Annotated in this window: 25 protein-coding genes and 1 pseudogene; 14 read left to right on the top strand and 12 right to left on the bottom strand. The window is 70.0% G+C overall.

Annotated elements, in window-relative coordinates:
• Positions 1-55 precede the first annotated feature (55 nt).
• A complete protein-coding gene (locus ACWD3I_RS21470; RefSeq protein WP_365393231.1) occupies positions 56-1,522 on the top strand; it encodes a sensor histidine kinase in 1,467 nt (488 codons plus the stop codon).
• A 182-nt stretch (positions 1,523-1,704) separates the two neighbouring features.
• On the opposite strand, the gene ACWD3I_RS21465 is transcribed toward ACWD3I_RS21470, so the two are convergent.
• Complete coding sequence (locus tag ACWD3I_RS21465; RefSeq protein ID WP_016639615.1) at positions 1,705-1,962, bottom strand: WhiB family transcriptional regulator; 258 nt, start codon at positions 1,960-1,962, stop codon at positions 1,705-1,707.
• Positions 1,963-2,280: 318 nt separating this feature from the next.
• Positions 2,281-3,249, bottom strand: a complete 969-nt coding sequence (locus ACWD3I_RS21460; protein WP_046260433.1) for a diacylglycerol/lipid kinase family protein — start codon at positions 3,247-3,249, stop codon at positions 2,281-2,283.
• A 261-nt stretch (positions 3,250-3,510) separates the two neighbouring features.
• On the opposite strand from ACWD3I_RS21460, the gene ACWD3I_RS21455 reads away from it, so the two are divergent.
• Positions 3,511-3,960, top strand: coding sequence for a hypothetical protein (locus ACWD3I_RS21455; RefSeq protein ID WP_365392805.1), 450 nt, complete (start codon positions 3,511-3,513; stop codon positions 3,958-3,960).
• Between the two features lie 14 nt (positions 3,961-3,974).
• On the opposite strand, the gene ACWD3I_RS21450 is transcribed toward ACWD3I_RS21455, so the two are convergent.
• The 3 genes from ACWD3I_RS21450 to ACWD3I_RS21440 form a co-directional block, all read right to left on the bottom strand.
• Positions 3,975-5,051 (bottom strand): RNA polymerase sigma factor SigF, encoded by a 1,077-nt coding sequence (locus ACWD3I_RS21450; RefSeq protein ID WP_451084137.1) that lies wholly within the window; start codon positions 5,049-5,051, stop codon positions 3,975-3,977.
• A 17-nt stretch (positions 5,052-5,068) separates the two neighbouring features.
• Positions 5,069-5,482, bottom strand: coding sequence for an ATP-binding protein (locus tag ACWD3I_RS21445; protein ID WP_030784224.1), 414 nt, complete (start codon positions 5,480-5,482; stop codon positions 5,069-5,071).
• Positions 5,483-5,741: 259 nt separating this feature from the next.
• Complete coding sequence (locus ACWD3I_RS21440) at positions 5,742-6,002, bottom strand: UBP-type zinc finger domain-containing protein (protein WP_095046657.1); 261 nt, start codon at positions 6,000-6,002, stop codon at positions 5,742-5,744.
• A 62-nt stretch (positions 6,003-6,064) separates the two neighbouring features.
• Here ACWD3I_RS21440 and ACWD3I_RS21435 point away from each other — a divergent pair, with 62 nt between their 5' ends.
• Both ACWD3I_RS21435 and fxsT read left to right on the top strand, forming a co-directional pair.
• Positions 6,065-7,660 carry a Na+/H+ antiporter gene (locus tag ACWD3I_RS21435; protein ID WP_365392811.1) on the top strand — a complete coding sequence of 532 codons (1,596 nt, stop codon included), beginning with the start codon at positions 6,065-6,067 and terminating at the stop codon, positions 7,658-7,660.
• Between the two features lie 79 nt (positions 7,661-7,739).
• Positions 7,740-10,619: an FxSxx-COOH system tetratricopeptide repeat protein gene (fxsT, locus tag ACWD3I_RS21430; RefSeq protein ID WP_365392814.1), complete on the top strand. Its 2,880-nt coding sequence runs from the start codon at positions 7,740-7,742 to the stop codon at positions 10,617-10,619.
• Here fxsT and ACWD3I_RS21425 read toward each other — a convergent pair whose 3' ends face one another.
• Both ACWD3I_RS21425 and ACWD3I_RS21420 read right to left on the bottom strand, forming a co-directional pair.
• Entirely contained in the window at positions 10,620-11,522 is a 903-nt protein-coding gene (locus ACWD3I_RS21425) for a 1-aminocyclopropane-1-carboxylate deaminase/D-cysteine desulfhydrase (RefSeq protein WP_365392817.1), read from the bottom strand.
• A 78-nt stretch (positions 11,523-11,600) separates the two neighbouring features.
• Positions 11,601-12,191 carry an N-acetylmuramoyl-L-alanine amidase gene (locus tag ACWD3I_RS21420; protein WP_365392820.1) on the bottom strand — a complete coding sequence of 197 codons (591 nt, stop codon included), beginning with the start codon at positions 12,189-12,191 and terminating at the stop codon, positions 11,601-11,603.
• A 284-nt stretch (positions 12,192-12,475) separates the two neighbouring features.
• Here ACWD3I_RS21420 and ACWD3I_RS21415 point away from each other — a divergent pair, with 284 nt between their 5' ends.
• The 3 genes from ACWD3I_RS21415 (at position 12,476) to ACWD3I_RS21405 (ending at position 15,908) form a co-directional block, all read left to right on the top strand.
• On the top strand, positions 12,476-13,882 hold the full coding sequence (locus ACWD3I_RS21415) for a family 2B encapsulin nanocompartment shell protein (protein WP_365392823.1): 1,407 nt from the start codon (positions 12,476-12,478) through the stop codon (positions 13,880-13,882).
• Positions 13,883-13,995: 113 nt separating this feature from the next.
• On the top strand, positions 13,996-15,072 hold the full coding sequence (locus ACWD3I_RS21410) for a family 2 encapsulin nanocompartment cargo protein polyprenyl transferase (protein WP_365392826.1): 1,077 nt from the start codon (positions 13,996-13,998) through the stop codon (positions 15,070-15,072).
• Between the two features lie 236 nt (positions 15,073-15,308).
• Positions 15,309-15,908, top strand: a complete 600-nt coding sequence (locus ACWD3I_RS21405; RefSeq protein ID WP_365392828.1) for a GNAT family N-acetyltransferase — start codon at positions 15,309-15,311, stop codon at positions 15,906-15,908.
• A gap of 66 nt (positions 15,909-15,974) precedes the next feature.
• Here the strand turns inward: ACWD3I_RS21405 and ACWD3I_RS21400 are convergent, their stop codons facing one another.
• Positions 15,975-16,565, bottom strand: coding sequence for a TetR/AcrR family transcriptional regulator (locus ACWD3I_RS21400; RefSeq protein ID WP_365392831.1), 591 nt, complete (start codon positions 16,563-16,565; stop codon positions 15,975-15,977).
• A 129-nt stretch (positions 16,566-16,694) separates the two neighbouring features.
• Between ACWD3I_RS21400 and ACWD3I_RS21395 the strand changes: the two genes are divergently transcribed.
• From ACWD3I_RS21395 to ACWD3I_RS21370, 6 genes are all read left to right on the top strand, one after another.
• Entirely contained in the window at positions 16,695-17,279 is a 585-nt protein-coding gene (locus ACWD3I_RS21395; protein WP_365392834.1) for a dihydrofolate reductase family protein, read from the top strand.
• Between the two features lie 26 nt (positions 17,280-17,305).
• Positions 17,306-17,515 carry an LITAF-like zinc ribbon domain-containing protein gene (locus ACWD3I_RS21390; protein ID WP_365392837.1) on the top strand — a complete coding sequence of 70 codons (210 nt, stop codon included), beginning with the start codon at positions 17,306-17,308 and terminating at the stop codon, positions 17,513-17,515.
• Positions 17,516-17,599: 84 nt separating this feature from the next.
• Positions 17,600-18,013, top strand: coding sequence for a YciI family protein (locus tag ACWD3I_RS21385; protein ID WP_365392839.1), 414 nt, complete (start codon positions 17,600-17,602; stop codon positions 18,011-18,013).
• A gap of 5 nt (positions 18,014-18,018) precedes the next feature.
• On the top strand, positions 18,019-19,215 hold the full coding sequence (locus tag ACWD3I_RS21380; RefSeq protein ID WP_365392841.1) for an RNA polymerase sigma factor: 1,197 nt from the start codon (positions 18,019-18,021) through the stop codon (positions 19,213-19,215).
• 9 nt (positions 19,216-19,224) lie between these two features.
• Complete coding sequence (locus ACWD3I_RS21375) at positions 19,225-19,551, top strand: DUF952 domain-containing protein (RefSeq protein ID WP_365392844.1); 327 nt, start codon at positions 19,225-19,227, stop codon at positions 19,549-19,551.
• Positions 19,552-19,564: 13 nt separating this feature from the next.
• On the top strand, positions 19,565-19,795 hold the full coding sequence (locus ACWD3I_RS21370) for a hypothetical protein (RefSeq protein ID WP_365392846.1): 231 nt from the start codon (positions 19,565-19,567) through the stop codon (positions 19,793-19,795).
• Here the strand turns inward: ACWD3I_RS21370 and ACWD3I_RS21365 are convergent.
• Genes ACWD3I_RS21365 through ACWD3I_RS21355 form a run of 3 tightly spaced genes read right to left on the bottom strand, consistent with a single transcriptional unit; the run spans position 19,782 to position 21,373 of the window.
• Complete coding sequence (locus tag ACWD3I_RS21365; protein WP_365392849.1) at positions 19,782-20,528, bottom strand: VOC family protein; 747 nt, start codon at positions 20,526-20,528, stop codon at positions 19,782-19,784. The two genes, ACWD3I_RS21370 and ACWD3I_RS21365, sit on opposite strands and share 14 nt — an antisense overlap.
• A gap of 15 nt (positions 20,529-20,543) precedes the next feature.
• Positions 20,544-20,954, bottom strand: a complete 411-nt coding sequence (locus ACWD3I_RS21360; protein ID WP_365392852.1) for a VOC family protein — start codon at positions 20,952-20,954, stop codon at positions 20,544-20,546.
• Between the two features lie 26 nt (positions 20,955-20,980).
• Positions 20,981-21,373 (bottom strand): helix-turn-helix transcriptional regulator, encoded by a 393-nt coding sequence (locus ACWD3I_RS21355; protein ID WP_365392855.1) that lies wholly within the window; start codon positions 21,371-21,373, stop codon positions 20,981-20,983.
• Positions 21,374-21,477: 104 nt separating this feature from the next.
• On the opposite strand from ACWD3I_RS21355, the pseudogene ACWD3I_RS21350 reads away from it, so the two are divergent.
• Positions 21,478-22,089: pseudogene (locus ACWD3I_RS21350) on the top strand (anion permease); the annotation flags it as partial.
• A 106-nt stretch (positions 22,090-22,195) separates the two neighbouring features.
• Here the strand turns inward: ACWD3I_RS21350 and ACWD3I_RS21345 are convergent.
• Complete coding sequence (locus ACWD3I_RS21345) at positions 22,196-24,451, bottom strand: N-acetylmuramoyl-L-alanine amidase (RefSeq protein WP_365392858.1); 2,256 nt, start codon at positions 24,449-24,451, stop codon at positions 22,196-22,198.
• Positions 24,452-24,532: the final 81 nt, after the last annotated feature.

Below are 24,532 nucleotides of genomic sequence, written 5' to 3'. Positions count from 1 at the left end.
CCGGCGCTTTTAGGCCATCCACATACCGCCAGGTACGCTCGCACACGTGCCCTCCATGAACGAACTGGTCCGCCAGCACACCGCCCTCGACGACTCCGACCTCGAGTGGCTCCATCTGCTGGTGTCGGAGTGGCAACTGCTCTCCGACCTCTCCTTCGCCGACCTCGTGCTGTGGGTGCCCACCCGGGACGGCGCCCGGTATGTGTCCGTGGCGCAGATGCGCCCCAACACCGGCCCCACCTCCTATCAGGACGACATGGTCGGCCACCTCGTCCCACGCGGCCGCCGCCCGCTCCTCGACGCCGCGCTCGACGAGGGCCGGATCGTGCGCGAAGGCGATCCGGAGTGGCGCGAAGAGGTCCCCGTACGGGTCGAGTCGATCCCCGTACGACGGGAGGGGCGCGTCCTCGGTGTCATCGCGCGCAACACCAACCTGCTCACCGTGCGCACCCCGAGCCGTCTCGAACTGACCTATCTGCAGAGCGCGTCGGACCTCGCGCAGATGATCGCGGCCGGATCCTTCCCGTTCGCGAACCAGCAGATGGACATGGACGCCGCCCCACGCGTCGGCGACGGCCTGATCCGCCTCGACGCCGACGGTGTCGTCCAGTACGCCTCCCCGAACGCGCTGTCCGCCTACCACCGTCTCGGCCTCGCCTCCGACCTGGTCGGCCACCACCTCGGCATGACCACCGCCGAACTCGCCCCCACCCGCGGCCCGGTGGACGAGGCGCTCGCCAAGGTCGCCAGCGGCTGGGCGCCGCGCGAGTTCGAGATCGAGTCGGGTGACGGGGTCATCCAGTTCAGGGCGATCCCGCTGAAGCCCAAGGGCACCCGCATCGGTTCGCTGGTCCTGCTCCGTGACGTCACCGAACTGCGGCGCCGCGAGCGCGAGTTGATCACCAAGGACGCGACCATCCGGGAGATCCACCACCGGGTGAAGAACAACCTCCAGACGGTCGCGGCCCTGCTGCGCCTCCAGGCCCGCCGTATCGAATCCGATCGCGGCCGCGAAGCCCTCGAGGAGGCGGTACGACGGGTCGGGTCGATCGCGATCGTGCATGAGACGCTGTCTCAGAACCTGGACGAGCGCGTGGAGTTCGACGAGATCGCCGACCGGGTCCTGGCGATGGTCGCGGAGATCTCGCCCGGCAAGGTCACCGGCCGGCGCACCGGTCGCTTCGGCATCCTCGACGCCGAGGTCGCCACCCCGCTGTCGATGGTGCTGACCGAGATCCTCCAGAACGCCCTGGAACACGGCTTTCGCGAGGGTGAGACCGGCACGGTCGAGGTCTCGGCCGTCCGCGGTGGTACGACGAAGGACGCCCGCCTCCTGGTCACGGTCCAGGACGACGGGGTCGGTCTGCCCGAGGGCTTCGACCCGCACACCGGGGGCAACCTCGGTCTCCAGATCGTACGGACGCTGGTCGAGGGCGAGTTGGGCGGAACGTTCGACATGGTTCCGGTGCCGGAGGGCGGCACCCGGGTGATCCTGGACGTTCCGGTGAGCGCGAACAAGTAGGAGTGAAACGCGCTGTGTTCAGTAAACGGGCACAGCAAGAAGCCCCGGACCTGAAGTGGTCCGGGGCTCGAATGCTCGTTGCCAGCTTGTGCTGCGCATCGGGGGGTACTGCGCGCTGCGGCTCGGGGGCGGGAGATGCGTACTTGCTGTACGCGCCGCCAAGCTCAGGCGGGGTGGGTGTATCAGGCAGAAGCCTGACGGGCCCGGTTGCGGGCGGCACGGCGCTTCATGGCGCGACGCTCGTCCTCGCTGAGACCACCCCAGACGCCGGAGTCCTGGCCGGACTCGAGCGCCCACTGCAGGCACTGCTCCATGACGGGGCAGCGGCGGCAGACGGCCTTGGCTTCCTCGATCTGCAGCAGCGCAGGACCGGTGTTGCCGATGGGGAAGAAGAGCTCGGGGTCTTCCTCGCGGCAAACGGCGTTGTGACGCCAGTCCATGGCTGCTACCTCTCCTTGGTATTACATGCAAGTTGCTTGTGAATGTGAACGCTTTCACGAATCCCTCAACAAGTGAAGGGCCACCAGTCGGGTTTCCCTGACGAGGTCCTGTGATTGAAGAGGGGTTCCGGTGATCTGTGGAGCCGGTGTTGCGGGCTGTCCCGATCGCCACGTAGAGACTCGCAAACCTCAGCGGCGGATACAACCCCTTCCGGAAAGTTTTTTTTGATTCCTCGGTGTCGACTAGGTCACAGCCGTACTTCCATGGGGTGGATCCTGGCCTAAACGTTCGAGTGAAAGGACTTCAGCCCTTTCTGCTCACACAATCACACGCAGTGCACGGCGTACGCCTGTGAACGTCACGCTCGTACGCAGCCCGAGGTGGTCGCCGTCCATCTGAAGGGGCAGGGGCACCTTGGAATGCAAGGTGAACTGGTCCAGGTCGTGCAGGGAGAACGCATGCTTGCCATGCGGGCCACGCTCGGGGGACGAAGTGAGCAACTGGGTGCCATACCGGGCAACCGCGGTCGTCGTCATTCGGCTGAGACCGAGTACGTCGAGGCCTTTATCGAACGAGGCCTTAGGCGACGCGTACATCGGGTGATTGCCCAGGAACGTCCACGGAGAAGTGTTCGAGACTATGGACAGCACCAGATCGGTCACCGGATCGGCGTCCGGGCGCTCCAATGTGATCGTGCCGTGCCGGCGGTGGGCCTCGCCGAAGAACTGACGCATGGCCTGGCGGACGTACAGCGCATGCGTCGACTTCCTGCCGCGCTCCCGCTGCTGCTCGACCCGGCCGACCACGCCGGCGTCGAAACCGAGGCCCGCGTTGAAGGTGAACCAGCGCGCGGGCACCGCCTCGTCCTCCGTGCCGGGCGTGCCCGAGGTCAGGCCCAGGCCGACCGTGCGCTCGCTGCCGTCGCGCAGTGCGTCCAGGATCGCGCCGGTGGCCTCCACGGCGTCGTTGGGCAGGCCCAGGGCGCGTGCGAAGACGTTGGTGGAGCCGCCGGGGACCACGGCGAGACGGGGGAGCCGCTCCGGATCGGGCCCGGCGTGCAGCAGGCCGTTGACGACCTCGTTGACCGTCCCGTCGCCGCCGAGGGCGACCACCAGATCGACGTCCCGGCTCTCCGCCGCCTGCCTGCCCAGGTCGCGCGCGTGCCCTCGGTACTCGGTGGTGACCGCCTCGAGCTTCATCTCGCTCGCGAGCGCGTGGATCAGCACATCGCGCGTACGTGCGCTTGTGGTGGTAGCTGCCGGATTGACCACGAGAAGTGCACGCATGAGTTGCAGGGTACCTACTGGGTGGTACCCGGCACAGGCCGAGGTAGGGATCAAGTAAGAGATGAGCACGTGAACCTCGCCACGGAGGCACTCGCGCCCGCCGGGTGCGCCCGGCTCCGCGGGGGAGTTTCCGGGTCCGCCGGGAGCGGTGCGCGGAGCTGTCGAGCAGGCGCCGGTGGGTGTCGGCCATGCCTCCCGATCCGCCGGAGAGACGCTCGGGCCCGCCATGGGGGCGCCGTGGGCGGCGGATACCCTTCACAGGTGACCAGTGAGCAGACGCCCGTTCCCGAGGAAACCGTCGGTCCGCGTCCGCGGCGGCTGACCTACGCTGCCGCGCTGGCCGCGCTGGAGGGGCTCGCACTGCTTGTCGGGGGCGTGTGGATGCTCGTGGCGGGGTTCACGGGCGACCCGGACAACAGGCAGACCGGTGTCACCGGCGGCATCACGGTGATCGTCCTCGCCCTGCTGCCGCTGCTCGCCGCACGGGGGCTGCTCGCCCGCCGTGGCTGGAGCCGGGGGCCCGCCGTCATCACACAGATCCTGGCGCTGCCCGTGGCCTACAACCTGCTGCAGGCCGACAGTGTGGCGATCCCGGCGGGGATCGTGCTCGCGGTCGTCGCGGTCACCGCGCTCGTCCTGCTCGTCAACGGAGAGACGACCCGGGCCCTCGGAATCCGCGGGCCCGGCAACGCCGGCGGTGCTGAGAAGTAGGGCCCGGCCCTCGACTACTCCTCCACCAGGAGCTTCTCCCGCAGCTGAGCCAGCGTCCGCGCCAGCAGCCGGGAGACATGCATCTGCGAGATGCCGACCTCCTGCGCGATCTGCGACTGCGTCATGTTGCCGAAGAAACGGAGCAGCAGGATCCGCTTCTCGCGCGGGGGCAGATCCTCGAGCAGCGGCTTGAGGGACTCGCGGTACTCGACGCCCTCCAGGGCCTCGTCGTACGCGCCCAGGGTGTCCGCGACCGCCGGGGACTCGTCGTCCGTGTCGGGGACGTCCAGGGACAGCGTGGAGTACGCGTTGGCGGACTCCAGGCCCTCCAGGACCTCCTCCTCCGAGATGCCCAGCTTCTCGGCCAGCTCGTGGACCGTGGGGGAGCGGCCGTGCCGCTGCGAGAGCTCCGCCGTCGCCGTGGTCAGCGCGAGGCGCAGCTCCTGGAGCCTGCGCGGGACGCGGACCGCCCAGCCCTTGTCCCGGAAGTGCCGCTTGATCTCGCCGACGACCGTCGGGGTCGCGTACGTCGAGAACTCGACGCCACGCTCCGGGTCGAAGCGGTCGACCGACTTGATCAGGCCGATGGTGGCGACCTGGGTCAGATCGTCCAGCGGCTCGCCGCGGTTGCGGAAGCGGCGCGCGAGGTGCTCGACGAGCGGCAGGTGCATACGGACCAGCCGGTTGCGCAGGTCCGCGTACTCCGTGCTGCCGTCGTGCAGCTTGCGCAGCTCGATGAACAGTGCCCGCGCTCCGCTGCGGTCCTGAGGGTTGTGCTGCGTGGCCTGCCCACTCTGTGCGCCCTGTTGGTCGTCTCGCTGGTGCTCGCTCATCGTCCCGCCCGTCGCCCTTCCCCGAGCCCTCGTCTCTGCTCGGACAGGGGAGACCCCGATCCGTCCGTCCAGAGGCACGCTCTGTACGGCGCCTTCCTGATCCCGCTGCCCGTCGTCCAGGAAGCCGGCCTCCGGCGAGTCGTCCTCCGGATGCGGCCGGGCCTGTTCGGGGATGCCGTTGACACCGTCCCCCGTACGTCGGGACCCGCCTGTGCCCTCGGCCGACGGCTCCCGTGTGCCGCGCTCTTCGTCACGCACCGGCCCGTCCCCTGTCCTCACGCCGGCCCGGGTCCCGCGCCGCGCTGTTTGTAGAGGCTGATCGAAACGGTTTTGTCGTCGTCCACGGCGGAGGAGACCTTGCCCGCGAGAGCGGACAGGACGGTCCAGGCGAAGGTGTCACGCGCGGGGGCGTGACCGTCCGTGGTCGGCGCCGAGACGGTGACCTCGAGTGAATCGTCGACGAGGCGGAAGACGCAACTGAGCACCGAGCCGGGCACGGCCTGCTGGAGCAGGATCGCGCAGGCCTCGTCCACCGCGATGCGCAGGTCCTCGATCTCGTCGAGGGTGAAGTCCAAACGGGCCGCGAGGCCGGCTGTCGCCGTACGCAGCACCGACAGGTAGGCACCGGCAGCCGGCAGCCGGACTTCCACGAAGTCCTGGGTCGCGGGCTCGCCTGCGATCTGGGACACCCTCACCTCCAAGGTGGTACAAGCTTTTCGGGGCCGAGGGTCGCCCCCCGGGGTAACGCGAAGTGTGGTTCAGCGGTGACGCTATCGCGCTCTCAACTTTCCTGTCCCCAGGACCCCAACCCCTCGGCGTCACTCACAGTAAAACTGTGGATACGCTCCGTGTCTAGAGGTCTGCGGCTCCAATTGGGAAGAACGCGCGCCGGGTTGACGTACCCAGACGTCAGACGGTCGAACCGTCGAAAACCGGAGCGGTCCGAGGTCATACGAGTACGTGGTCCACGAAGCACCAGCGCCAGCTCTCACCGGGTTCGAATGTCCGCATGATCGGGTGTCCGGAATCCTTGTGGTGCTCGGTGGCGTGTCTGCCCGGCGAGGAGTCGCAGCAGCCGACGTGGCCGCAGTCGAGGCACAGTCGCAGCTGCACCGGGTGCCGGCCCTCGCGCAGACACTCGACACACGTGTCGCTCAGCGGGGCGGGTTCCGGGTGCGGCAGCGCGTCGGCATGCGTGCACTGTTTCATGATTGCCAGATTACGACGGCTGCGCGGAAGGCCGCGCAGAAAAACGAGGGCGGGCGAGGATCATGGACGTGATGCCACTGCTGTTGCTGGTGGCGGGCAGCGCCGCGGTGGCCGCGGCGGCCCGGCGCACCCCGGTGCCGGCACCGCTGCTGCTGGTCGCGGTGGGGCTGGTGCTCTCGTACGTCCCGGGGGTCCCGGAGTACACCCTCGACCCGGACGTCGTCCTGCCCCTCGTGCTGCCCCCGCTGCTGCACTCGGCGGCCACCGACAGCTCCTACCTCGACCTGCGCGCGCAACTGCGGCCCGTGGCGCTGCTGTCCGTGGGGTACGTGCTCTTCGCGACCTTCGTCGTCGGCTGGGCCGCCTACCAGATCGTGCCCGGACTGTCGCTGACCGGGGCACTCGTCCTGGGCGCGGTGGTGGCGCCGCCGGACGCGGTCGCGGCGACGGCGGTCGCGCGCCGGGTGGGGCTGCCGTCCCGGATCACCACGATCCTCCAGGGCGAGTCCCTGGTGAACGACGCCACCGCGATCACCGCCTACCGGGTCGCCCTCGCGGCCGCGGTCGGCGAGGGCGCGTCCTGGGCGGGCGGCATCGGCGAGTTCCTGCTCGCGGCGGTCGGCGGCGTCGCGGTCGGTCTGATCCTGATGGTCCCGATCCACTGGCTGCGCACCCACCTCAAGGAACCGCTGCTCCAGAACACCCTCTCCCTGCTGATCCCCTTCGTCGCCTACGCCGCCGCCGAGCAGTTCCACGCCTCCGGAGTCCTCGCGGTCGTGGTGGTGGCCCTCTTCCTCGGACACCGCGCGTGGGAGGTCGACTTCGCCACACGCCTCCAGGAGGACGCCGTGTGGAAGATGGTCGCCTTCGTCCTGGAGTCGTCGGTCTTCGCCCTCATCGGCCTGCAGCTGCGCGTCGTGGTGAAGGGTCTCGGGGAGTACGAGGGTGGCGACGCCGCCTGGTACGCGGTGGCCGTCTTCGCGGTGGTCGTCGTGTCCAGGTTCGTCTGGGTGTACCCCGCGACCTTCCTGCCGCGCCTGCTCTCCGCGCGGATCAGGGAGCGTGAGGACAACCCCACCTGGAAGGCGCCGTTCGTCATCGCCTGGGCCGGCATGCGCGGTGTCGTCTCGCTGGCCATCGCCTTCTCGATCCCCGAGACCATGCACGGCGGCGAGCCGTTCCCCGGCCGCAACCTCATCCTCTTCCTGACCTTCACCACCGTCATCGGCACCCTGGTGGTCCAGGGCGTCACCCTGCCCCCGCTGATCCGCCTGCTGAAGCTCCCCGGCCGCGACGCCCAGGCCGAGACCCTGGCGGAGGCCAACGCCCAGGCACAGGCCTCCCGGGCCGCCGAACGCACCCTGGACAGCCTTCTCTCCGACGAACGCAACTCCCTCCCACAACCCCTCGCCGACCGCCTCCGCACGGTCCTGGAACGCCGCCGCAACGCCGTCTGGGAGCGTCTCGGCTCGGTGAACCCGGTGACCGGCGAGACCGTCGACGACACGTACCGCCGGCTGTCCCGGGAGATGATCGGCGCCGAACGCGAGGTGTTCGTGAAGCTGCGGGACGGGCGCTACATCGACGACGAGATGCTGCGGACCCTGCTGCGCAGGCTGGACCTGGAGGAGGCGGCGGCGTATCGGGAGGCGGCGTGACGATTTCCGTACTCCCGCGGCGGTCTGACGGGGGATCATAGGCGGGACACGATCGGCACGGGGTGACTCGGGGGGCGGAGTGGCCGACACCTACTTCATCAGTTACGCGGGAGCGGACCGGCCGTGGGCCGAGTGGGTGGCGTGGCATCTCGAGGAGAGCGGCCACTCGACGGTCCTCGACGTGTGGGACTGGGACACCGGGGACGACTTCGTCCAGCGCATGGACGAGGGGCTGAGGCGGGCGGAAGCGGTCGTCGCGCTGTTGTCCACGTCGTACTTCGAGCGGGGGCGCTGGACGCAGGAGGAGTGGTCGGCCGTGGTCGCCCGGCGGGACCGGCTGATACCCCTGGCCGTGGAGCCGCTCGCCGGTGTCGACGTACCCGCGATGCTCGCCGCGAGGATCCGCAAGAACCTGTACGGGCTGGACGAGAAGGCCGCCGTCGAGGCGCTGCGGACCGCGGTGACCGGAAACCGGCGGCCGACCGAACGCCCCGCGTTCCCGGGGAACACGGCCGAGGTGCCCGAGGAGCCGGTCGTGCCGCACGGCCCGAAGCCCCCGCTGCCCGGCGGCACCGGCGAGTCCGGCGTGTGGAATGTGAGCCGCCGCCGCAACCGTGACTTCTCCGGCCGTGAGACCCAGATCGCCCAGCTCCGCGACAGCCTGCCCGCCGACCGGCACTCCGTCGTGGCACTGCACGGGATGGGCGGCATCGGCAAGTCGCAGATCGTCCTGGAATACGCGTACCGGTTCGCCGGCGAGTACGACCTGGTGTGGTGGATCGACGCGGAACAGTCCGACCAGATCCCCGTCCACTACACGGAGTTGGCCGACCGGCTCGGCATCGCGCTGAAGGAAGCGGGCGCCGAGCACAACGCCCGCACGCTGCTGACGGCACTGCGTGACCGGCGACGGTGGCTGATCATCCTCGACAACGCGGAGGATCCCGAACAGGTAGAACGCTGGCTGCCGGAAGGCTCCGGGCACGTCCTGATCACGTCCCGCAACCCCAACTGGCGCCGGCTCGCCCGTCCGATGTCCCTGGACGTGTTCACGCGGGCGGACTCACTGGCGTACTTCAAGAACCGCGTCCCGAGTGTGACCGAGGGCGAGGCCGATGCGCTGGCCGCTGAACTCGGTGATCTTCCGCTGGCGTTGGCTCAGGCGGCGGACATGATCGAGAAGGGGACGCATGCCGGGCTCTATCTGCGGCTGCTGCGCGAGAACACGAGGATCCTGCGGGAGGGGGAGGATCCGGACTACCCCGTGTCGCTGGCGGCCGCGGTGGGTATCGCCGCCGGGGATCTCGCGGACGAGCACCCTGACGCCGCGGCCCTGCTCCGGCTCACGGCGTTCCTCGGCCCGGATCCGATCCCGACCGACTGGTTGGTGAACGCGCGCGCCCGGCTGACCACGGTTCCGGCCCATCCGGACGAGCTGACATGGATGAGATCCACGCTCGAACCCCTGCGCCGCTACAGCCTGGTCCGTATCGACGGCGGGGCCTTCCAGGTGCACCGGCTGACGCAGGCCGTCCTTCGTGACCAGGTCGATGTGACGCAGGCGGAGGCGGTCCACGACGACACGGCTGCCGTCCTGGCCGCTGTCACCCCCGGTGATCCGCAGAACCCAGCCAACTGGCCCATGTGGGCGACTCTGTCCTCGCACCTCGTCTCACCGCACATCGACGTCGCCGGCCGGCCCGAGCTGCGCCCTGTGCTCCGCGACGCGGTGCACTTCCTCATCCGCAGCGCCCAGCCCAAGGCCGCCGCCGAACTCGCCGCCACACTGCGCGAGGCATGGACCGCCCAACTCGGCCCGGACGACCCCGATGTCCTGACCTGCACGCAGTACCTGGGGCACGCGACATCGGACCTCGGCGACCTCAAGGGCGCCAGAACGGTCATCGAGGACGCTTTCACCCGTCGTCGGCGGACACTGGGCGACGACCACCCCGACACGCTGCACTCCGCCAACGACCTTGCCGCGATTCTCTCCATCCTCGGTGAGCGTGTGGCGTCGCGGCGCCTGTACGAGGACACCCTGGCCCGTCGTGAGCGCGTTCTGGGGGCTGACCACCCAGACACACTTCAGTCGGCCAACAACGTGGCCGCGTCCCTCCACTCGCGGGGAGAGTTCGTCGTGGCACGCGAAATGGACGAGGACACACTGGCCCGTCGGCGGCGCGTTCTCGGGGACAACCACCCCGACACACTCCGCTCGTCCCTCAACCAGGCGGAGACCCTCCGCCTGCTCGGTGATGTGGCCGAGGCCCATCGCCGGCAAAGTGAAACCCGGGAACGCTGCCGCAGCACTCTCGGTGACGATCACCCTCTGACGCTCACCGCGGTCGAGCGTCTGGCCATCAGCCTCATGGAGCTGGGCAGACATGATGAGGCCCGGCCCCTGTGCGAGGACACGCTCCTCCGGCGGCGCCGTGCCTATGGAGACGACCATCACGACACCGTGAGATCCATCCACGCTCTCACCAAGGTCCATTACGAGCTGCGTGAGTACGACGAGGCACATCGCCTCCTCGTGGATGTCTTCGCCTGGCGACGGGGTGCTCTGGGGCAGGAGCACCCCGACACCCTGGAGGCGGCCCACGGGCTCGCTGCCACCCTGCACGGGCTGGGCAGGTACGACGAGGCCCGTCGCCTGTTCGAGGACACGCTGGAGAGACGGCGTCGTGTCCTCGGTACGAACCACGAGGACACGGTCAGTACAGAGCACAGCCTCGGCGTCACTCTGTATGAGCTGCGTCTCTTCCGTGAAGCCGTGCCGTTGCTGGAGGCCGCGTACGCCGCTCTCCGTAGCATCTACGGAGACGCTCACTCGGACACGCGGGTCGCCCGCCGCGATCTGGCCGAGGCCTACACGAAGATCGGCAAGGGCCGGCAGGCCCAGAAGCTGATGGGGAAGTCGGCGACGAAGCGAGGGTTCCGCAAGAAGTCCCGATAGTCACTCGGGGAACGGAGCCCCGGTGACCACCGCGACCACCGTGGTCCCCGCCGGGAACGTGTCCTCTTCCGACAACGCGACAAGTCCGTACAGCAACTTGGCGACATACAGCCGCTCCACCCCCACCCCATGCCGTCCTTCGAAGTCCTCCGCGAAGGCCTCGAGTTCGGGTGTCGTCCGTGCGTACCCCCCGAAGTGGAACCGGTCGTCCAGCGACCACTCACCACGACGGCCCCCGAACGCCTCCCGCTGCAGACCCTCTATGTCGGCCGTCAGGAAACCGCCCTTGAGCACCGGTATCCCCAACGCCCGCTGACCCGGCCCCAGTCCCGCCGCCAGCCCCGCGAAGGTGCCGCCCGTCCCGCACGCCACCGCGACCACGTCGGCCCGCCCCCGCAACTCCTCGCCGAGTGCCCGACAGCCCCGTACCGCAAGCGCGTTGCTCCCGCCCTCGGGCACGACGTACGCGTCCTCGGCGCCGGCCGCGCGCAGTACCGCTGCCAGAGTCGACGGCTCGCTCTTGCGGCGATAGGTCGATCTGTCGACGAAAAGCAGCCGCATGCCGTCGGACACGCAGCGGGTCAGGGAGGGGTTCAGGGGGCGGTCGGCCAGTTCGTCGCCGCGGACCACGCCGACCGTCGGCAGGCTCAGCAACCGCCCCGCGGCAGCCGTCGCGCGCAGATGGTTGGAGTAGGCGCCGCCGAAGGTGAGCAGCGTGCGGCCCGCCGCGGCCGTGAGGTTCGGGGCGAGCTTGCGCCACTTGTTGCCGACGAGGTCGGGGTGGATGAGGTCGTCGCGTTTCAGGAGGAGGCGGACGCCCCGGCGGGTGAAGCGGTCGTCCTCGATCTCCTGCAGCGGCGACGGGAGCCGGGGGTGCAGGGCGGCGAGGTCGGTGCTGGTCACGCCCCATTGTCGCCTGTGTGGTCGCCCCCGGAACATCCGTGCCGTTACTTCGGACGGCCCTTTACTTCGGACGGCCCCTCACTTCAGACGGTCCCTGATCCGTGCCCGCATCGACGCCATCGTGAAGCCGCGAGGGTCCACCTTCCCGGGCTGCCACTCCAGGTGGCCGATGACCGACCGTTCCGTCCAGCCGTGGTGGCGGCAGATCGCGGCGGCGACCTTCTCGATCGCGTCCAGTTGGGCCGCCGGCCACGGGTCCCGGCCGTCGCCGAGGTTCTCGCACTCGAAGCCGTAGAAGTGGCGGTTGCCGTCGGTGTTCGCCTCGTTGTCCGGCGGGAGGGCCTTCTCGGCGATCACCGCGCGCAGGATGTCGTCGTCGCCGAGGCCCGCGTGGTTGGCGCGGCCGTAGCCGACGAGGTGGACGCGGCCGTCCTTGGTGATCACGCCGTGGCAGAGCGGGCCGGGGAGTCCCTCGTAGCCGTCGCGGCAGAGTTCGACGGTGCGTTCGCTGCCCTTGGTCACCGTGTGGTGGATCATCACGCCGTGCACCGGGCCCCAAGGGCCCTTGTGATTGCGGTTGTGATGTCTCCAGTCGCCGACCTGGACGACGGTGACGCCCTCGTCCCGCAGTGCGTCCAGGAACGTGCTCGCGGACATGGGTGGGGCCATGCCGCCTCCTTCGTTTGCGCGGCGACCGCCTGTCGCGACCGGCTCGTACCGCTGCTTGTACCCGGGGCGGACAGCCGGGACCACCTGGTTCGTACGGTGTGCGAGCCGTTTCGGACACCGGGCCGGGAACGGTGTGCGAGATCTCGGTATTGCCCAGTTATCGAAGATCCATTCCAACTCTTTCGTGTAATAGCACCGGCACGCTCCGTGATGGAAGGCTGGTCCGCAGATCGATGCCTCGGTGCAGACCGGCGCCGGGGTATGACCGGGAGGGCAATTCTCATATGTCGGTAGGCGAAGAGGTCCGCACCGAGCAGGGCCGGCCGCAGCAGAGTCTCGGCACGGCGGCCGCGCGGAACCTGGCCACCACCACCAAGTCCGCACCCCAGATGCAGGAGATCAGCTCTCGTTGGCTGCTGCGCACGCTGCCCTGGGTGAATGTTCAAGGCGGTACGTACCGCGTGAACCGGCGGCTGACCTACGCCGTGGGGGACGGCCGGGTCACTTTTGTGAAGACGGGCGATCGGGTCGAGGTCATCCCGGAGGAGCTGTGCGAACTGCCGGCGCTTCGGTCGTACGAGGACGAGGAGGTGCTCACGGAGCTCGCCCGGCGGTGTGAGCAGCGCGAGTTCGCGGCGGGGGACGTGATCGCCTCGTTCGGCAGCCAGGCCGACGTGGTCTTCCTGCTGGCGCACGGCAGGGTGGAGAAGATCGGCACGGGCCCCTACGGCGACGACGCCGTCCTCGGAGCTCTCGCCGACGGCGCCTACTTCGGCGACCAGGCGCTGCTCGACCCCGAGGCCATCTGGGAGTACACCGCGCGCGCGGTCACCGGCTGCACGGTGCTCGTCCTTCCGCGGAACGCCGTCGAGCAGGTCGCCGAGCGCACCGACTCCCTGCGTGAGCACCTCCAGGCGCTGCGCGCGATCCCGGAGCAGAGCACCAACAAATACGGTGAGAAGGCGATCGACCTCGCGGCCGGCCACAGCGGTGAGCCGGACATCCCGCACACCTTCGTGGACTACGAGGCCCGGCCCCGTGAGTACGAACTGAGCGTGGCCCAGACCGTGTTGCGCATCCACTCGCGTGTGGCCGACCTCTACAACCAGCCGATGAACCAGACCGAGCAGCAACTGAGGCTGACGGTGGAGGCGTTGCGGGAGCGCCAGGAGCACGAGCTCGTCAACAACCGCGAGTTCGGGCTGCTCAGCAACTGCGAGTACGACCAGCGCATCCAGCCGCACGACGGCGTGCCCGGCCCCGACGACCTGGACGAGCTCCTCAGCAGGCGGCGCGGCACCAAGCTGCTGCTCGCGCATCCGCGCGCGATCTCCGCGATCGGGCGTGAGCTCAACAAGCGCGGACTCGTCCCCGAGACCATCGACGTGGGCGGCAACCGCATCCCCACCTGGCGAGGGGTGCCGATCTACCCGTGCAACAAGATCCCGGTCACCGAGGCCCGTACGACCTCGATCATCGCGATGCGTACCGGCGAGGCCGAGCAGGGTGTCATCGGTCTGCAGCAGGCCGGTATCCCGGACGAGATCGAGCCGAGCCTGTCGGTGCGGTTCATGGGCATCAATGAGCAGGCGATCATCAAGTACCTGGTGACGGCGTACTACTCGGCCGCGGTGCTTGTGCCGGACGCGCTCGGTGTGCTGGAGAACGTCGAGATCGGCCGGTGGAGGTGACGTTTCTGCAGCTGGGAACCGTGTCCCCGCCCCCGCGGGCGGGTACACCCCGGTCGTATGCGCCCAGTCGCAGCGGAAACGCCACCGTCCGCGGACTCTCCGAGGGGACCTCCATGGCCGAGCTCATGAGGGAGGCGACACAGCACCCCGCTGGGACGGAGCCGCTCGACGGGCACGAGGCGGCGGTGATCCTGGAGCGGGCACGGGCGTCGGTCGACCCCGTGCTGCGCGAGGCGATCGAGTCGCTGCCCGGCTCCATGCGCCGGATCGCGCTCCACCACTTCGGCTGGGAGCACGCCGACGGCACCCCGGCGGCGGGCAATGCCGGCAAGGCGATACGGCCCGCACTCGTCCTCACCGCGGCCGCCGCACTGGGGGGAGCGGCGGCGCGGGAGGTGGCCGTGCGGGCGGCCGCCGCGGTGGAGCTGGTCCACAACTTCACGCTGCTGCACGACGACGTGATGGACCGGGACACCACCCGACGGCACCGGCCCACCGCGTGGACGGTGTTCGGTGACGCCGACGCGATCCTCGCCGGGGACACCCTCCAGGCGCTCGCCCTCGGGCTGCTCGCCCAGGACCCGCACCCGGCGGCCGGTGCCGCGGCCGCCCGGCTCACGGCCTGTGTCGTCGAGTTGTGCGCCGGACAGCACGCGGACACGGCCATGGAGACACAGGGCCCCGACGAGGTGACCCTCGACGAGGTGCTCGCCATGGCCGAGGCCAAGACCGGCGCACTGCTCGGATGCGCCTGTGCGCTGGGAGCGCTGTACGCGGGCGCGTCGCGGGAGGACGTCGAGGCGCTGGACGCGTTCGGCCGGGAGGCCGGGCTCGCCTTCCAGCTCATCGACGACGTGATCGGCATATGGGGCGACCCGCGCCACACCGGCAAACCGGCCGGGGCCGACCTCGCGGTCCGCAAGAAGTCCCTGCCGGTGGTCGCCGCGCTGGCCTCCGGCACCCCGGCGGGCGCGGAGCTGGCGGAGCTCTACGCGACTCCGTACGCGAAGGAGGACCTGGACCGGACGGCACTCGCCGTCGAGCGGGCCGGTGGACGTGACTGGGCGCAGGCCCAGGCGGCCGACCGGATGGCCCGCGCGATGGCGGAGCTGTCCCGTGCGGTGCCCGAGCCGGCGGCGGCGGGGGGACTGCTGGCCCTGGCCGAGTTCGTGACACGGCGCACCAGTTGAGCGCTGGTACCTCAGTAGTCCGTACTGCTCTGCGAAAGCAGTCGACCCGGACCCCGGAGCCCCCGGGGCCGTGCGGCTCCTGACCCCGCACGGCCCCGAGGGGCTCCGGTCAGGCGGGTCCCGCACATCCCCACGGCGTGCGGGCCCCGCCCTTTTTTGGGCTCACTCGCCACTTGGACCCCGATAGAGTCAACGCCCGTACGGTCACGGTCAGTTGATTCGAGGGGCGGCGGAACATGGGTGTGGCGATCCGGGCGGCGGGCGAAGAGGATCGTGAGCTGGTCGTCGGACTGTTGGACGCGGCGTTCCAGGACGACCCGGTCAGCCGGTGGGTGTTCCCGGGCGACGAGCACCGTCGTACGACCCACCCTCGGCTCATGGCCGCCTTCACCGACATCGTGCTGGCCGAGGGGCGCGTCGACGTCACCGAGGACGGTACGGCCTGTGCGCTGTGGCTGCCGGTGCCGGACGGCGAGCACGCGGACGAGGAGGGCGCCGATGGTCCCGCCGAGCTGCGCGCGGAGGTCGACCCGGACAACGAGCGCGTCGAGCTGATCGGCCGGCTGACGGCGGACATCCACCCCGCCGGCCGCGCCCACGAATACCTGTGGATGATCGGCGTGGCACCGGAGCACCAGGGCCAGGGCCTGGGCACCGCGCTCATCGCCTCGGTCCTCGACCGCTGCGACCGCGAGGGCCTCTCCGCCTACCTGGAGGCGAGCAGCGCCCGCAGCCGCGCCCTGTACGAACGCCTCGGCTTCCAGCCCACCGGCCCCGCGCTCGACCTCCCGGCCGGCCCCCAGATGTGGCCGATGTGGCGCGAGCCGCGCGGCTGATCCGACGCGAGCGGGACGCACCCGCGAGGGCCTGGGGGACGCCGGGGGCCGCGGTGCGGGGCCCGGCTACCCCTCCGGCACCACCGCCCCCACAACCCGCTCCACCATTCCCTCCGGCACCCCCACTCCCGGCAGCGCCCCGGCCAGTACTCCCGGCAGGGTCAGGTGTTCCAGGATCAGGCCGAGCATCGCGAGGTAGAGGACCACGACCGTTTCGTCGCCGCCGGGGAGTCCCGCGTCACGGTGGAACTGCATGCCGTGGTCGAGGTCTCCGCGCACCGACTTGGTGTAGGACTCCCGGAGTTCGGGGCGGCGGGTGGCTTCGAGGCGCATTTCCAGGAGGGCCAGATAGCCGGTGCGGTCGTGGGTCGCGCGGGCCATGAGGTCGTGCATGAAGGCCGTGACCAGCGCGCGGTCCTTCGGTCCGGTCATCAGCTCGGCGAGCACCGAGGGATCGGGAGCGAGTCGTACATGCAGCCGGGCGTCTATCTGGCGCAGCAGGTCGTCGCGCCCGGTGAAGTAGTTGGAGGCGGTCCCCACCGGCACCCCGGCCTCGGCGTCCACCGCACGGAACGTCAGCCCCCGCGCACCCTCCCGTGAGAGCACCTCGACGCCCGCGTCGACCAGCGCCGCCCGTCGCTCCGGATTGCTCGCCATGCGGAATCCCCTTTCCTACTTGTGCCCGATGCCGAAAACACCTTGCAACCACTACAAGTGAAGCACTACAAATGAAGTCGTTCAACGGGCAGTACACAGCCAGCACACAGCCGACGGAAAGAGACCAGCTTGCGCAAGCTCACGTACTTCATCGCCTGTTCCATCGACGGCTTCATCGGGGACGAGAACGGCGACGCGACGTTCATGATGCCGTTCGTCGACGAGGAGTTCCTGGCGTTCCTCGCGGCCGAGTACCCGGAGACCCTGGCGACCGCGGGCCGCAGGGCCCTCGGACTCGACGGACTCGAGAACAAGCGGTGGGACACCGTCGTCCAGGGGCGCGGCAGCTACAACGAGGGCCTGAAGGAGGGCATCACCAGCCCCTACGCCCACCTGCGCGAGTACGTCGCCTCGCGCACCCTGACCGAGTCGCCCGACCCCAACGTCGAGATCGTCGCCGACGACCTGGTCGGCAAGGTCCGCGAACTGAAGGCCGAGGAAGGGGAGCTGGGGATCTATCTGTGCGGTGGATCCCAGATCGCGGGCGAACTGTTCGACCTGATCGACGAACTCGTCATCAAGACGTACCCGGTCACCATCGGCTCGGGCATGCCGATGTTCGGATCCGGCTTCGCGATCACCGAGTTCGGGCTCGACGACGTCCGCACCTTCAAGAACGGCGTCTTCGTGCGGACGTACAACAGGAAGCGCTGACGCCCTGTCCGCCCTACTCTGAAGGCATGGACAGCGAAAAACATGCCTGTCCCGCCTGTGGACAGTCTGTCGAGACAGTCGTCAAGCGTCACAAGACGCTGGGCGCGTGGGTCCCGGTCTGGGTGGCCGGGCCATGCCGGAATCCCCATTGCGAGACGCACGTCGAGGAGGGCAGTGAGCCCGAGGGCGGGCGCGCGAAGAAGATCGGCGGGAAATCCGCCGCGAAAAAATCCTGAACCCTGTCGAGAACCCGGGCCCGGCTCCGACGTTCCCTGTGAGAGCCGCCCGTAAGGGGTGGCCGGAGCCGAAGGAGTGGACTCATGAAGTACCTGGTCATGGTGCAGGGAACCCAGGCCGACTACGAGGCCATGCGCGGCAAGGCCTCCGCGAACTCCCCGGCCTGGAGCGAGCAGGAGATCCAGGCGATGTACGCCTTCATGAGCGCGATCAACGACGATCTGGCCGAGAGCGGCGAGATGGTCGACGGCCAGGGTCTCGCCGAGCCCGCGAAGGTCCGGCACGTCGGCCTCGGCGCGGACGGCAAGGCCGTGATCACCGACGGGCCGTACAGCGAGACCAAGGAGCTGCTGGCCGGCTACTGGGTGCTGGACTGCGCGAGCCTGGAACGGGTCACGGAGATCGCCGAGCGCATCGCCCGCTGCCCGCAGCCCGCGGGCGCCCCCGAGTACCCCGTGGTGATCCGCCCCATCCTTGACGGCGCCGGGGACATCTGAGCCGCGTGCGACGGACGACCGACGTCGAGGACCTGCTGCGCCTGCACGCGCCGCAGGTCCTCTCCGCGCTGATCAGGCGCTACGGCCATTTCGACACCGCCGAGGACGCCGTACAGGAGGCACTCCTCGCGGCGGCCGGGCAGTGGCCCGAGGCCGGGGTGCCGGACAACCCGCGCGGCTGGCTCATCAAGGTGGCCTCGCGGCGGCTCGTGGACGCGCTGCGGGCGGAGGACGCGCGGCGGGCGCGGGAGGAGAAGGCGGCGGCGCTCGCCCTGCCACCGGCCGAGCGGGTCCCGCAGGACGACGACACCCTCTCCCTCCTCTTCCTGTGCTGCCACCCCGACCTGCCCCCACCCGCGCAGATCGCCCTCACCCTGCGCGCGGTCGGCGGTCTGACGACGGCCGAGATCGCCCGCGCCCACCTGGTGCCCGAGGCGACCATGGCCCAGCGCATCAGCCGTGCCAAGCAGCGCATCAAGGGGGTGCGCTTCGGACGGCCCGACCACGGGGTGGAGCGGCTGCCGGCCGTCCTCCACACGCTGTACCTGATCTTCAACGAGGGCTATACGGCGACCTCCGGCCCGGCGCTGCAACGCCGTGACCTCGCCGGCGAGGCGATCCGGCTGACCCGCACCGTCCACCGCCTCCTCCCCGACACCGGCGAGGTCACCGGACTGCTCGCCCTGATGCTGCTCACCGACGCCCGCCGCGAGGCCCGCACCGGCCCGCACGGCGACCTCGTGCCCCTCGACGAACAGGACCGCGACCGCTGGGACCAGGCCGCGATCGAGGAGGGCGTGGCCCTCATCACCCACGCCCTGAGCAGCGGCCCGGCGGGCCCGTACCAACTGCGCGCGGCCATCGCCGCCGTGCACGACGAGGCACCCTCCGCCGAGGCCACCGACTGGCGGGAGATCCTCGGCCTCTACGACGTCCTGGTCCGCCTCGTCCCCGGCCCCGTCGAACTCCTCAACCGCGCGGTCGCCGTCGCCATGGTCCACGGGCCCGAAGCGGGTCTCGCCGAAGTGGACGCCCTGGAGGGCGAGTTGGGGCACCGCCGGGATGCGGTACGGGCTCATCTGCTGGAGCGCGCCGGATCGTACGACGAAGCCCGCGCCGCCTACGAGTCGGCGGCCGCGCAGACGCTGAGCCTGCCCGAGCAGCGCTATTTGCACGGGCGGGCGGCACGGCTCAGGGCTTAACGTGAGTCCATGTCCACGCCAATCGTGCACCTGACCGAACGCGCCCTCTGGGAAGCCGCCCGCGCCCGCGGCACGTACGAGATGTCGACCCGCGGCAAGACCCTCCAGGAGGAGGGCTTCATCCACTGCTCGACACGCGCCCAGCTCCCGAAGGTCGCGGCCTTCCTCTACGGCTCCTACGACGGCCCGGACGAACTGGTGCTCCTGGTCATCGACCCCGACCGGCTCGGCGTCCCGCTGAAGTACGAGGCCCCGGAGCCGGGCGCCGAGGAGTTCCCGCACATCTACGGGCCGCTGCCGGTGGCGGCAGTGGTCGACGTGGAGCCGTGGGGGTGACACGCCGGCCCCGATGGTGGCAGGGGTCGTGATCGCGTGGGCGGTCCTGGCGGTCGTCGGGGGCGGACTCACCTGGTGGCTTCAGGACTCGGAAGAGCCGCCGAAACCCGTGGGGCGGGGCGAGTTCAGCCCGCAGCCGTCGCTCCCGGAGGACCGGAAGGAGCGCTGCGGGCTCGCCACGCCCAGCCCGCCGGAGGAGGACGGTGCCGGGACGGAGGTCCTGTGCGTCGTCATGACGCCCTAGGCAGACCGCCCGTCTCCGGATCCCGGCCCGTCAGACAGTACGTCCCGCCCGCCGGGTCCCGCAGCACCGTCCAGTGCCTGCCGTGCGCGACCGTCTGCGCGCCCAGCTCCTCGTGCCGGACCCGGGTCGTCTCGATGTCCGCGCAGGCGAGGTCGAGATGGGCGGAGCCGGCGCGTTCCTCGCCGAGCCGCTGGAGCAGGATGCGGACCGGGAGGCCGGGCGGCGGCACGAGTACGTGGAACTCGGGCTGGGAGCCGGGGCGGGACTCCCAGCCGGGCAACAGGGCGCTCCAGAAGGTGACTTCGGCGTCGTAGCGCGAAGGCGCGAGGTCGAGGCAGACCTGGTCGAGGCGGCTGCCGTGGACGACGGGCGGGCGGACCGACTCCCCGTGCCAGGGCACCGCGCAGAACAAGTGCCCGGCGGGGGAACGGAGTACGGCCCACCCCTCGTGCTCGGCGGCCATGGTCGCGCCCAGCCGCAGAGCAGACCGCACGAACTCCGGCAGGCCGTCCACGTCCACGGAGAAGTCGAGGTGGGCACCGCCGCCGCCCTCGTCGACACCCTGGACCTTCACGCAGGCGTCGGCGCCGTCGGGTACCAGGGTCACGAACTCGCCCCGCGAGCCACGCGGCGCGGACAGTCGCGTGTCCGTGACCGCCGTCCAGAACTCATGGGCTCGGTCGAGGAGTTCGATGCGACGGTCGACGAAGGCGTACGTCCAGCGGATGCTCATGCCGGGGATCGTAGATCAGGGGGACTGCATGAACCGCAGCATGTTTCCGGCGGGGTCCCGGAACGCGCAGTCGCGCACCCCGTACGGCATGTCCGTCGGTTCCTGGATCACGTCGGCGCCGGATTCCTGCACGCGGGCGAAGAGGGCGTCGCAGTCCTCGGTGGTGAAGTTGACCCCGCGCAGCACGCCCTTGGCCAGCAGCAGCTCCATCGCGTCCCGGTCGGCGGGGGAGAGGTCGGGGTTGGCCGCGGGCGGCTCCAGGACGATCGACACGTCCGGTTGCAGCGGCGACCCGACGGTCGTCCACCGCATCCCCTCGTACTTGACGTCGTTGCGGATCTCCAGGCCCAGGACGTCGCAGTAGAAGGCGATCGCCTTGTCGTGGTCGTCGACGGCGATGAAACAGGTGTGGAGTTTCAGGTCCATGGGACCAACCTAAGGTCAGAACGGCGTCACGTCCGTCTGGGGCGCGTGTACGCCCGCACCACACAGGGCGGGATCTCCGCGATCTCCTCGTGCGAGCGGGCTCGGTAGGAACTCGGCGTCTCGCCCACCAGTTCGGTGAAGCGGGAGCTGAAGGAGCCGAGGGACGTACAGCCGACCGCCATGCAGACATCGGTGACGGAGAGGTCGCCCCGGCGCAGCAGCATCTTCGCTCGCTCGACGCGACGGGTCATGAGATAGCCGTACGGCGTCTCGCCGTACGCCTCCTTGAAGCTGCGCTGGAAGTGGCCCGGGGACATCAGGGCGGTGCGCGCGAGGGCGGTCACGTCGAGGGGCTCGGTGTACTCGCGGTCCATGCGGTCGCGTGCCTTGCGCAGTCTGACGAGATCCTCACGGTTCACGTCGCCAGCATCGCACGGAGGCACAGGTTCCCGGTACAGCGTTCCTGGTAGAGCCTTTGCCTTCAGTTCGCCCCGCATTGGTCTGGGCTTGTGTGCATTCAGGAATGGACCACATCACGTTCCTCGTGGCGGTCGTCATCGTCACGGCCCTCGCGTTCGACTTCACGAACGGCTTCCACGACACGGCGAATGCGATGGCCACCTCCATCGCCACCGGCGCGCTGAAACCGCGAACAGCCGTACTGATCAGCGGAGTTCTCAACGTCGTCGGCGCCTTCCTGTCCACCACCGAGGTAGCCAAGACCATCTCCGGCGGGATCGTGGACGACACCCTGGTCACCCCGGGCATGATCTTCGCGGGTCTGGTGGGGGCGATTCTGTGGAATTTGCTCACGTGGCTGGTGGGGCTGCCGTCGAGCTCCTCCCACGCGCTGTTCGGCGGGCTGATCGGGGCCGTGTGGGTCGGCGCGGGAGTCTCCGGTGTGCACTTCGACAAGGTCGTCGAGAAGGTGCTGATCCCGGCCGTGGCCTCACCGCTCGTGGCCGGTGTCGCCGCCCTGATCGCGACCTACCTCGCCTACCGGCTCACCGCCCGCGCCCGCAAGGAGTCGGTGACCAAGGGCTTCAGGCTCGGGCAGATCGCCTCGGCCTCACTGGTCTCGCTCGCGCACGGCACGAACGACGCGCAGAAGACCATGGGCGTCATCACGCTGACCGGGAGTGGTGGCGTACGGGATCCATCTGATCGTGCCGCAGTTCCACTGAGCAGACGGAGAAGGGGGCGAGGATCGCTCCCCGCCCCCTCTCGTCACTTCGGGCCCGTCACTTGAGGTAGATCAGCCCGTCCGTCGTCACCGTCGGGCGGCCGCTGGTGGCGACGACCACGATCTTGACGGTGTGTTTGGCACTGCTCGACCAGGTCTTCGTCCAGACGGCGTCGCGGTACTTGGTCGTCGTCGACTTGAGGTCGACGGTGGCGGCCTTCGTGCCGTCCACGTAGACGTACGCCTGGCCCGAGGTCGAGGCCCGCGAGACCGCCCAGGCCGCCGAGCGGCCGGTGAACGTCCAGCTCAGGGAGGCGTTCTTGGTCTTGCTGGTGTACGACTTGCCGCCCAGGTAGCTGGTCGACGACTTGGCCGTCCAGGTACCCGACTTCGTCGCCGAGGTCTCCTGGAGGATCACCGGGGTGCCGCTGACCGAGGCCGTCGCGGTGTTGCCGGCCTGGTCGTACGCCTTCATCGACCAGGCCGTCGCCGTACCGGACTTGGCGGTGTGGGAGGCGCTGATCGTCGTCGGACCGTAGGTCTTGGCGACCGGGGCGGTCAGCCTGACCTCCTTCAGCGCGGCCGTGTCGGTGGCCTTCCACTTCAGCGTGAGCGGGACGGCCGTGGTGCTCACCGTGCCGGTGCGCAGGGCGAGGTTCGGCTTGGTGGAGAAGGTGGGCGCGGTGGTCTCCGCGACGACCGTGGCCGTCGGGGTGGACGCCGTGGCGCCGGACTGGTGGACGGCCCGTACGGCGACCTTGTGGCTGCCGGCCGTGAGGGTCGCCTTGCCGCTGGTGGCGGTGCCCGCGGTGGTCGCGGCGACCCTGCCGTCGACGAGGATCTCGTACTTCGCCATCAGCGCGGACGGGGTGGTGGCCGACCAGTTCAGGGTGACGGAGGCCTTGGCGTACGTCGTCGAGCCGACGGCACCCGCGCCCGTGACCGACTTGAGGGCGAGGTCGGAGACCGGTCCCGCCGCCCAGCCGCGGATCGTGGAGAGCTTGGCGTAGAAGGCGTCCCCCGGGCACTCGGTGTTGTAGCCGTCGCGGTGACCGATGATCGTCGGGAACGTCAGCTGCGTGCCCAGGGTCCACGACTTGCCGAAGTAGTTGTTGCCGTCCGCACCCGCCGTCAGCGTGGTGGTGCCGCCCGGGTCGACCCCGTACTGGCCGAGCTTCCAGGCGGCGATCCGGGCCACGGAGGTCATCGCGGCCGTGCTCGGGGCCGCGTCCGTGTAGGTGCCGAGCACCGAGATACCGGTGGTCTGGCTGTTGAAGCCGTAGGTGTGCGCGCCCAGCACCGGGAGGTCGACACCGCCCTTGCGGCCCTCGTAGACCGTGCCGCACTTGTCCACGAGGAAGTTGTAGCCGATGTCCTTCCAGCCCAGCGTCTTCACGTGGTACGCGTAGATGCCGCGGACGACGGCCGGGGCCTGCTCGCAGGTGTAGTCGTTGGAGTCGACGGTGTGGTGGACCGTGACCGCCTTGATCTTCCCGCCCGGCAGATAGGCCGGCTCCTCCGGGCTGATCGACTCGTCGGCGCCCCAGCCGGCCCGCGAGGTGATCGGCGGCTCCGGCACGGTGGACGGCGGGGCGGAGGGAGCCGTCGAGGACGGGGAGGCCGTCGGCGACGTGGAGGCGCTCGGCGTACCGGTCGTCGGCTCGGTGGTCGTGGGCGTATCGGTCGGGCTCGTGGACGCGCTGGGCGTGCCCGTGCCGTCCGTCTCGCCGGTCGACGGCTCGGAGGAGACCTCCGTCGAGCTCTCGGTGGGGGAGGCGCTCGGCGACTCGGTGACGGCGTCCATCGCGAAGGCGGCCGGCTCCAGGCCGGACACCGTGCCGGAGCCCGGGTCGACCATGTCGAGGCGCAGCCCCTTGGGCAGCTTGGCCGAGGACGTGCCGTCCACCCGCACTTCCACGCCGTCGGACGCCCCGACCCAGGCCGGCTCGGTGCCGGCACGCGTGGCACCCTGCTCTCCCTCGCCGCCGTCGCCCTCCAGCGTCAGCCACTTGGACCAGGTGCCGGTCTCGGCGTCCCGGGTGCGGGCCTCGATCGTGGCGCTCACGCGCGCGGACGTGTCGGACCAGGTGAGGCCGAGCATGCTGAAGGACGCGGTGTCGCGCTTGCCGAGCTGTGCCGAGGTGCCGTCGGCGGCGACGGACAGCTGCGCCGTGCGGGTGCTGCTCTTGACGGGCCGTGACTTGCCGTCGTCCGCCGCGCTGTCCGCCGGACCGCCGGTCATGCCCTGGACGACCAGTGCCCCGGTCACCGTCGCGGCCGTCAACGCGGCCGCCCCCCACCAACGACGTCTCATGTCGACGCGCACACCTTCCGCAACAGTGTCCCCAGCGGCATCACAGATGTGTTGCCAAAGGGAAAGGTATGTGGAGGACAG

Source organism: Streptomyces sp. NPDC002817 (assembly GCF_053592055.1).
This window is presented reverse-complemented; position numbering and strand designations above follow the sequence as displayed.

What these genes read in the sequence shown, in the direction of transcription:
- ACWD3I_RS21470 (WP_365393231.1), top strand. Translation starts at nt 56, where the DNA reads ATGAACGAACTGGTCCGCCAGCACACCGCCCTCGACGACTCCGACCTC.
- ACWD3I_RS21415 (WP_365392823.1), top strand. Translation starts at nt 12,476, where the DNA reads ATGTCGGTAGGCGAAGAGGTCCGCACCGAGCAGGGCCGGCCGCAGCAG.
- ACWD3I_RS21400 (WP_365392831.1), bottom strand. Translation starts at nt 16,565, where the DNA reads ATGGCGAGCAATCCGGAGCGACGGGCGGCGCTGGTCGACGCGGGCGTC.
- ACWD3I_RS21405 (WP_365392828.1), top strand. Translation starts at nt 15,309, where the DNA reads ATGGGTGTGGCGATCCGGGCGGCGGGCGAAGAGGATCGTGAGCTGGTC.
- ACWD3I_RS21460 (WP_046260433.1), bottom strand. Translation starts at nt 3,249, where the DNA reads ATGCGTGCACTTCTCGTGGTCAATCCGGCAGCTACCACCACAAGCGCA.
- ACWD3I_RS21375 (WP_365392844.1), top strand. Translation starts at nt 19,225, where the DNA reads ATGTCCACGCCAATCGTGCACCTGACCGAACGCGCCCTCTGGGAAGCC.
- ACWD3I_RS21345 (WP_365392858.1), bottom strand. Translation starts at nt 24,451, where the DNA reads ATGAGACGTCGTTGGTGGGGGGCGGCCGCGTTGACGGCCGCGACGGTG.
- ACWD3I_RS21370 (WP_365392846.1), top strand. Translation starts at nt 19,565, where the DNA reads ATGGTGGCAGGGGTCGTGATCGCGTGGGCGGTCCTGGCGGTCGTCGGG.
- ACWD3I_RS21440 (WP_095046657.1), bottom strand. Translation starts at nt 6,002, where the DNA reads ATGAAACAGTGCACGCATGCCGACGCGCTGCCGCACCCGGAACCCGCC.
- ACWD3I_RS21385 (WP_365392839.1), top strand. Translation starts at nt 17,600, where the DNA reads ATGAAGTACCTGGTCATGGTGCAGGGAACCCAGGCCGACTACGAGGCC.
- ACWD3I_RS21360 (WP_365392852.1), bottom strand. Translation starts at nt 20,954, where the DNA reads ATGGACCTGAAACTCCACACCTGTTTCATCGCCGTCGACGACCACGAC.
- ACWD3I_RS21365 (WP_365392849.1), bottom strand. Translation starts at nt 20,528, where the DNA reads ATGAGCATCCGCTGGACGTACGCCTTCGTCGACCGTCGCATCGAACTC.
- ACWD3I_RS21420 (WP_365392820.1), bottom strand. Translation starts at nt 12,191, where the DNA reads ATGGCCCCACCCATGTCCGCGAGCACGTTCCTGGACGCACTGCGGGAC.
- ACWD3I_RS21390 (WP_365392837.1), top strand. Translation starts at nt 17,306, where the DNA reads ATGGACAGCGAAAAACATGCCTGTCCCGCCTGTGGACAGTCTGTCGAG.
- ACWD3I_RS21435 (WP_365392811.1), top strand. Translation starts at nt 6,065, where the DNA reads ATGGACGTGATGCCACTGCTGTTGCTGGTGGCGGGCAGCGCCGCGGTG.
- ACWD3I_RS21410 (WP_365392826.1), top strand. Translation starts at nt 13,996, where the DNA reads ATGGCCGAGCTCATGAGGGAGGCGACACAGCACCCCGCTGGGACGGAG.
- ACWD3I_RS21465 (WP_016639615.1), bottom strand. Translation starts at nt 1,962, where the DNA reads ATGGACTGGCGTCACAACGCCGTTTGCCGCGAGGAAGACCCCGAGCTC.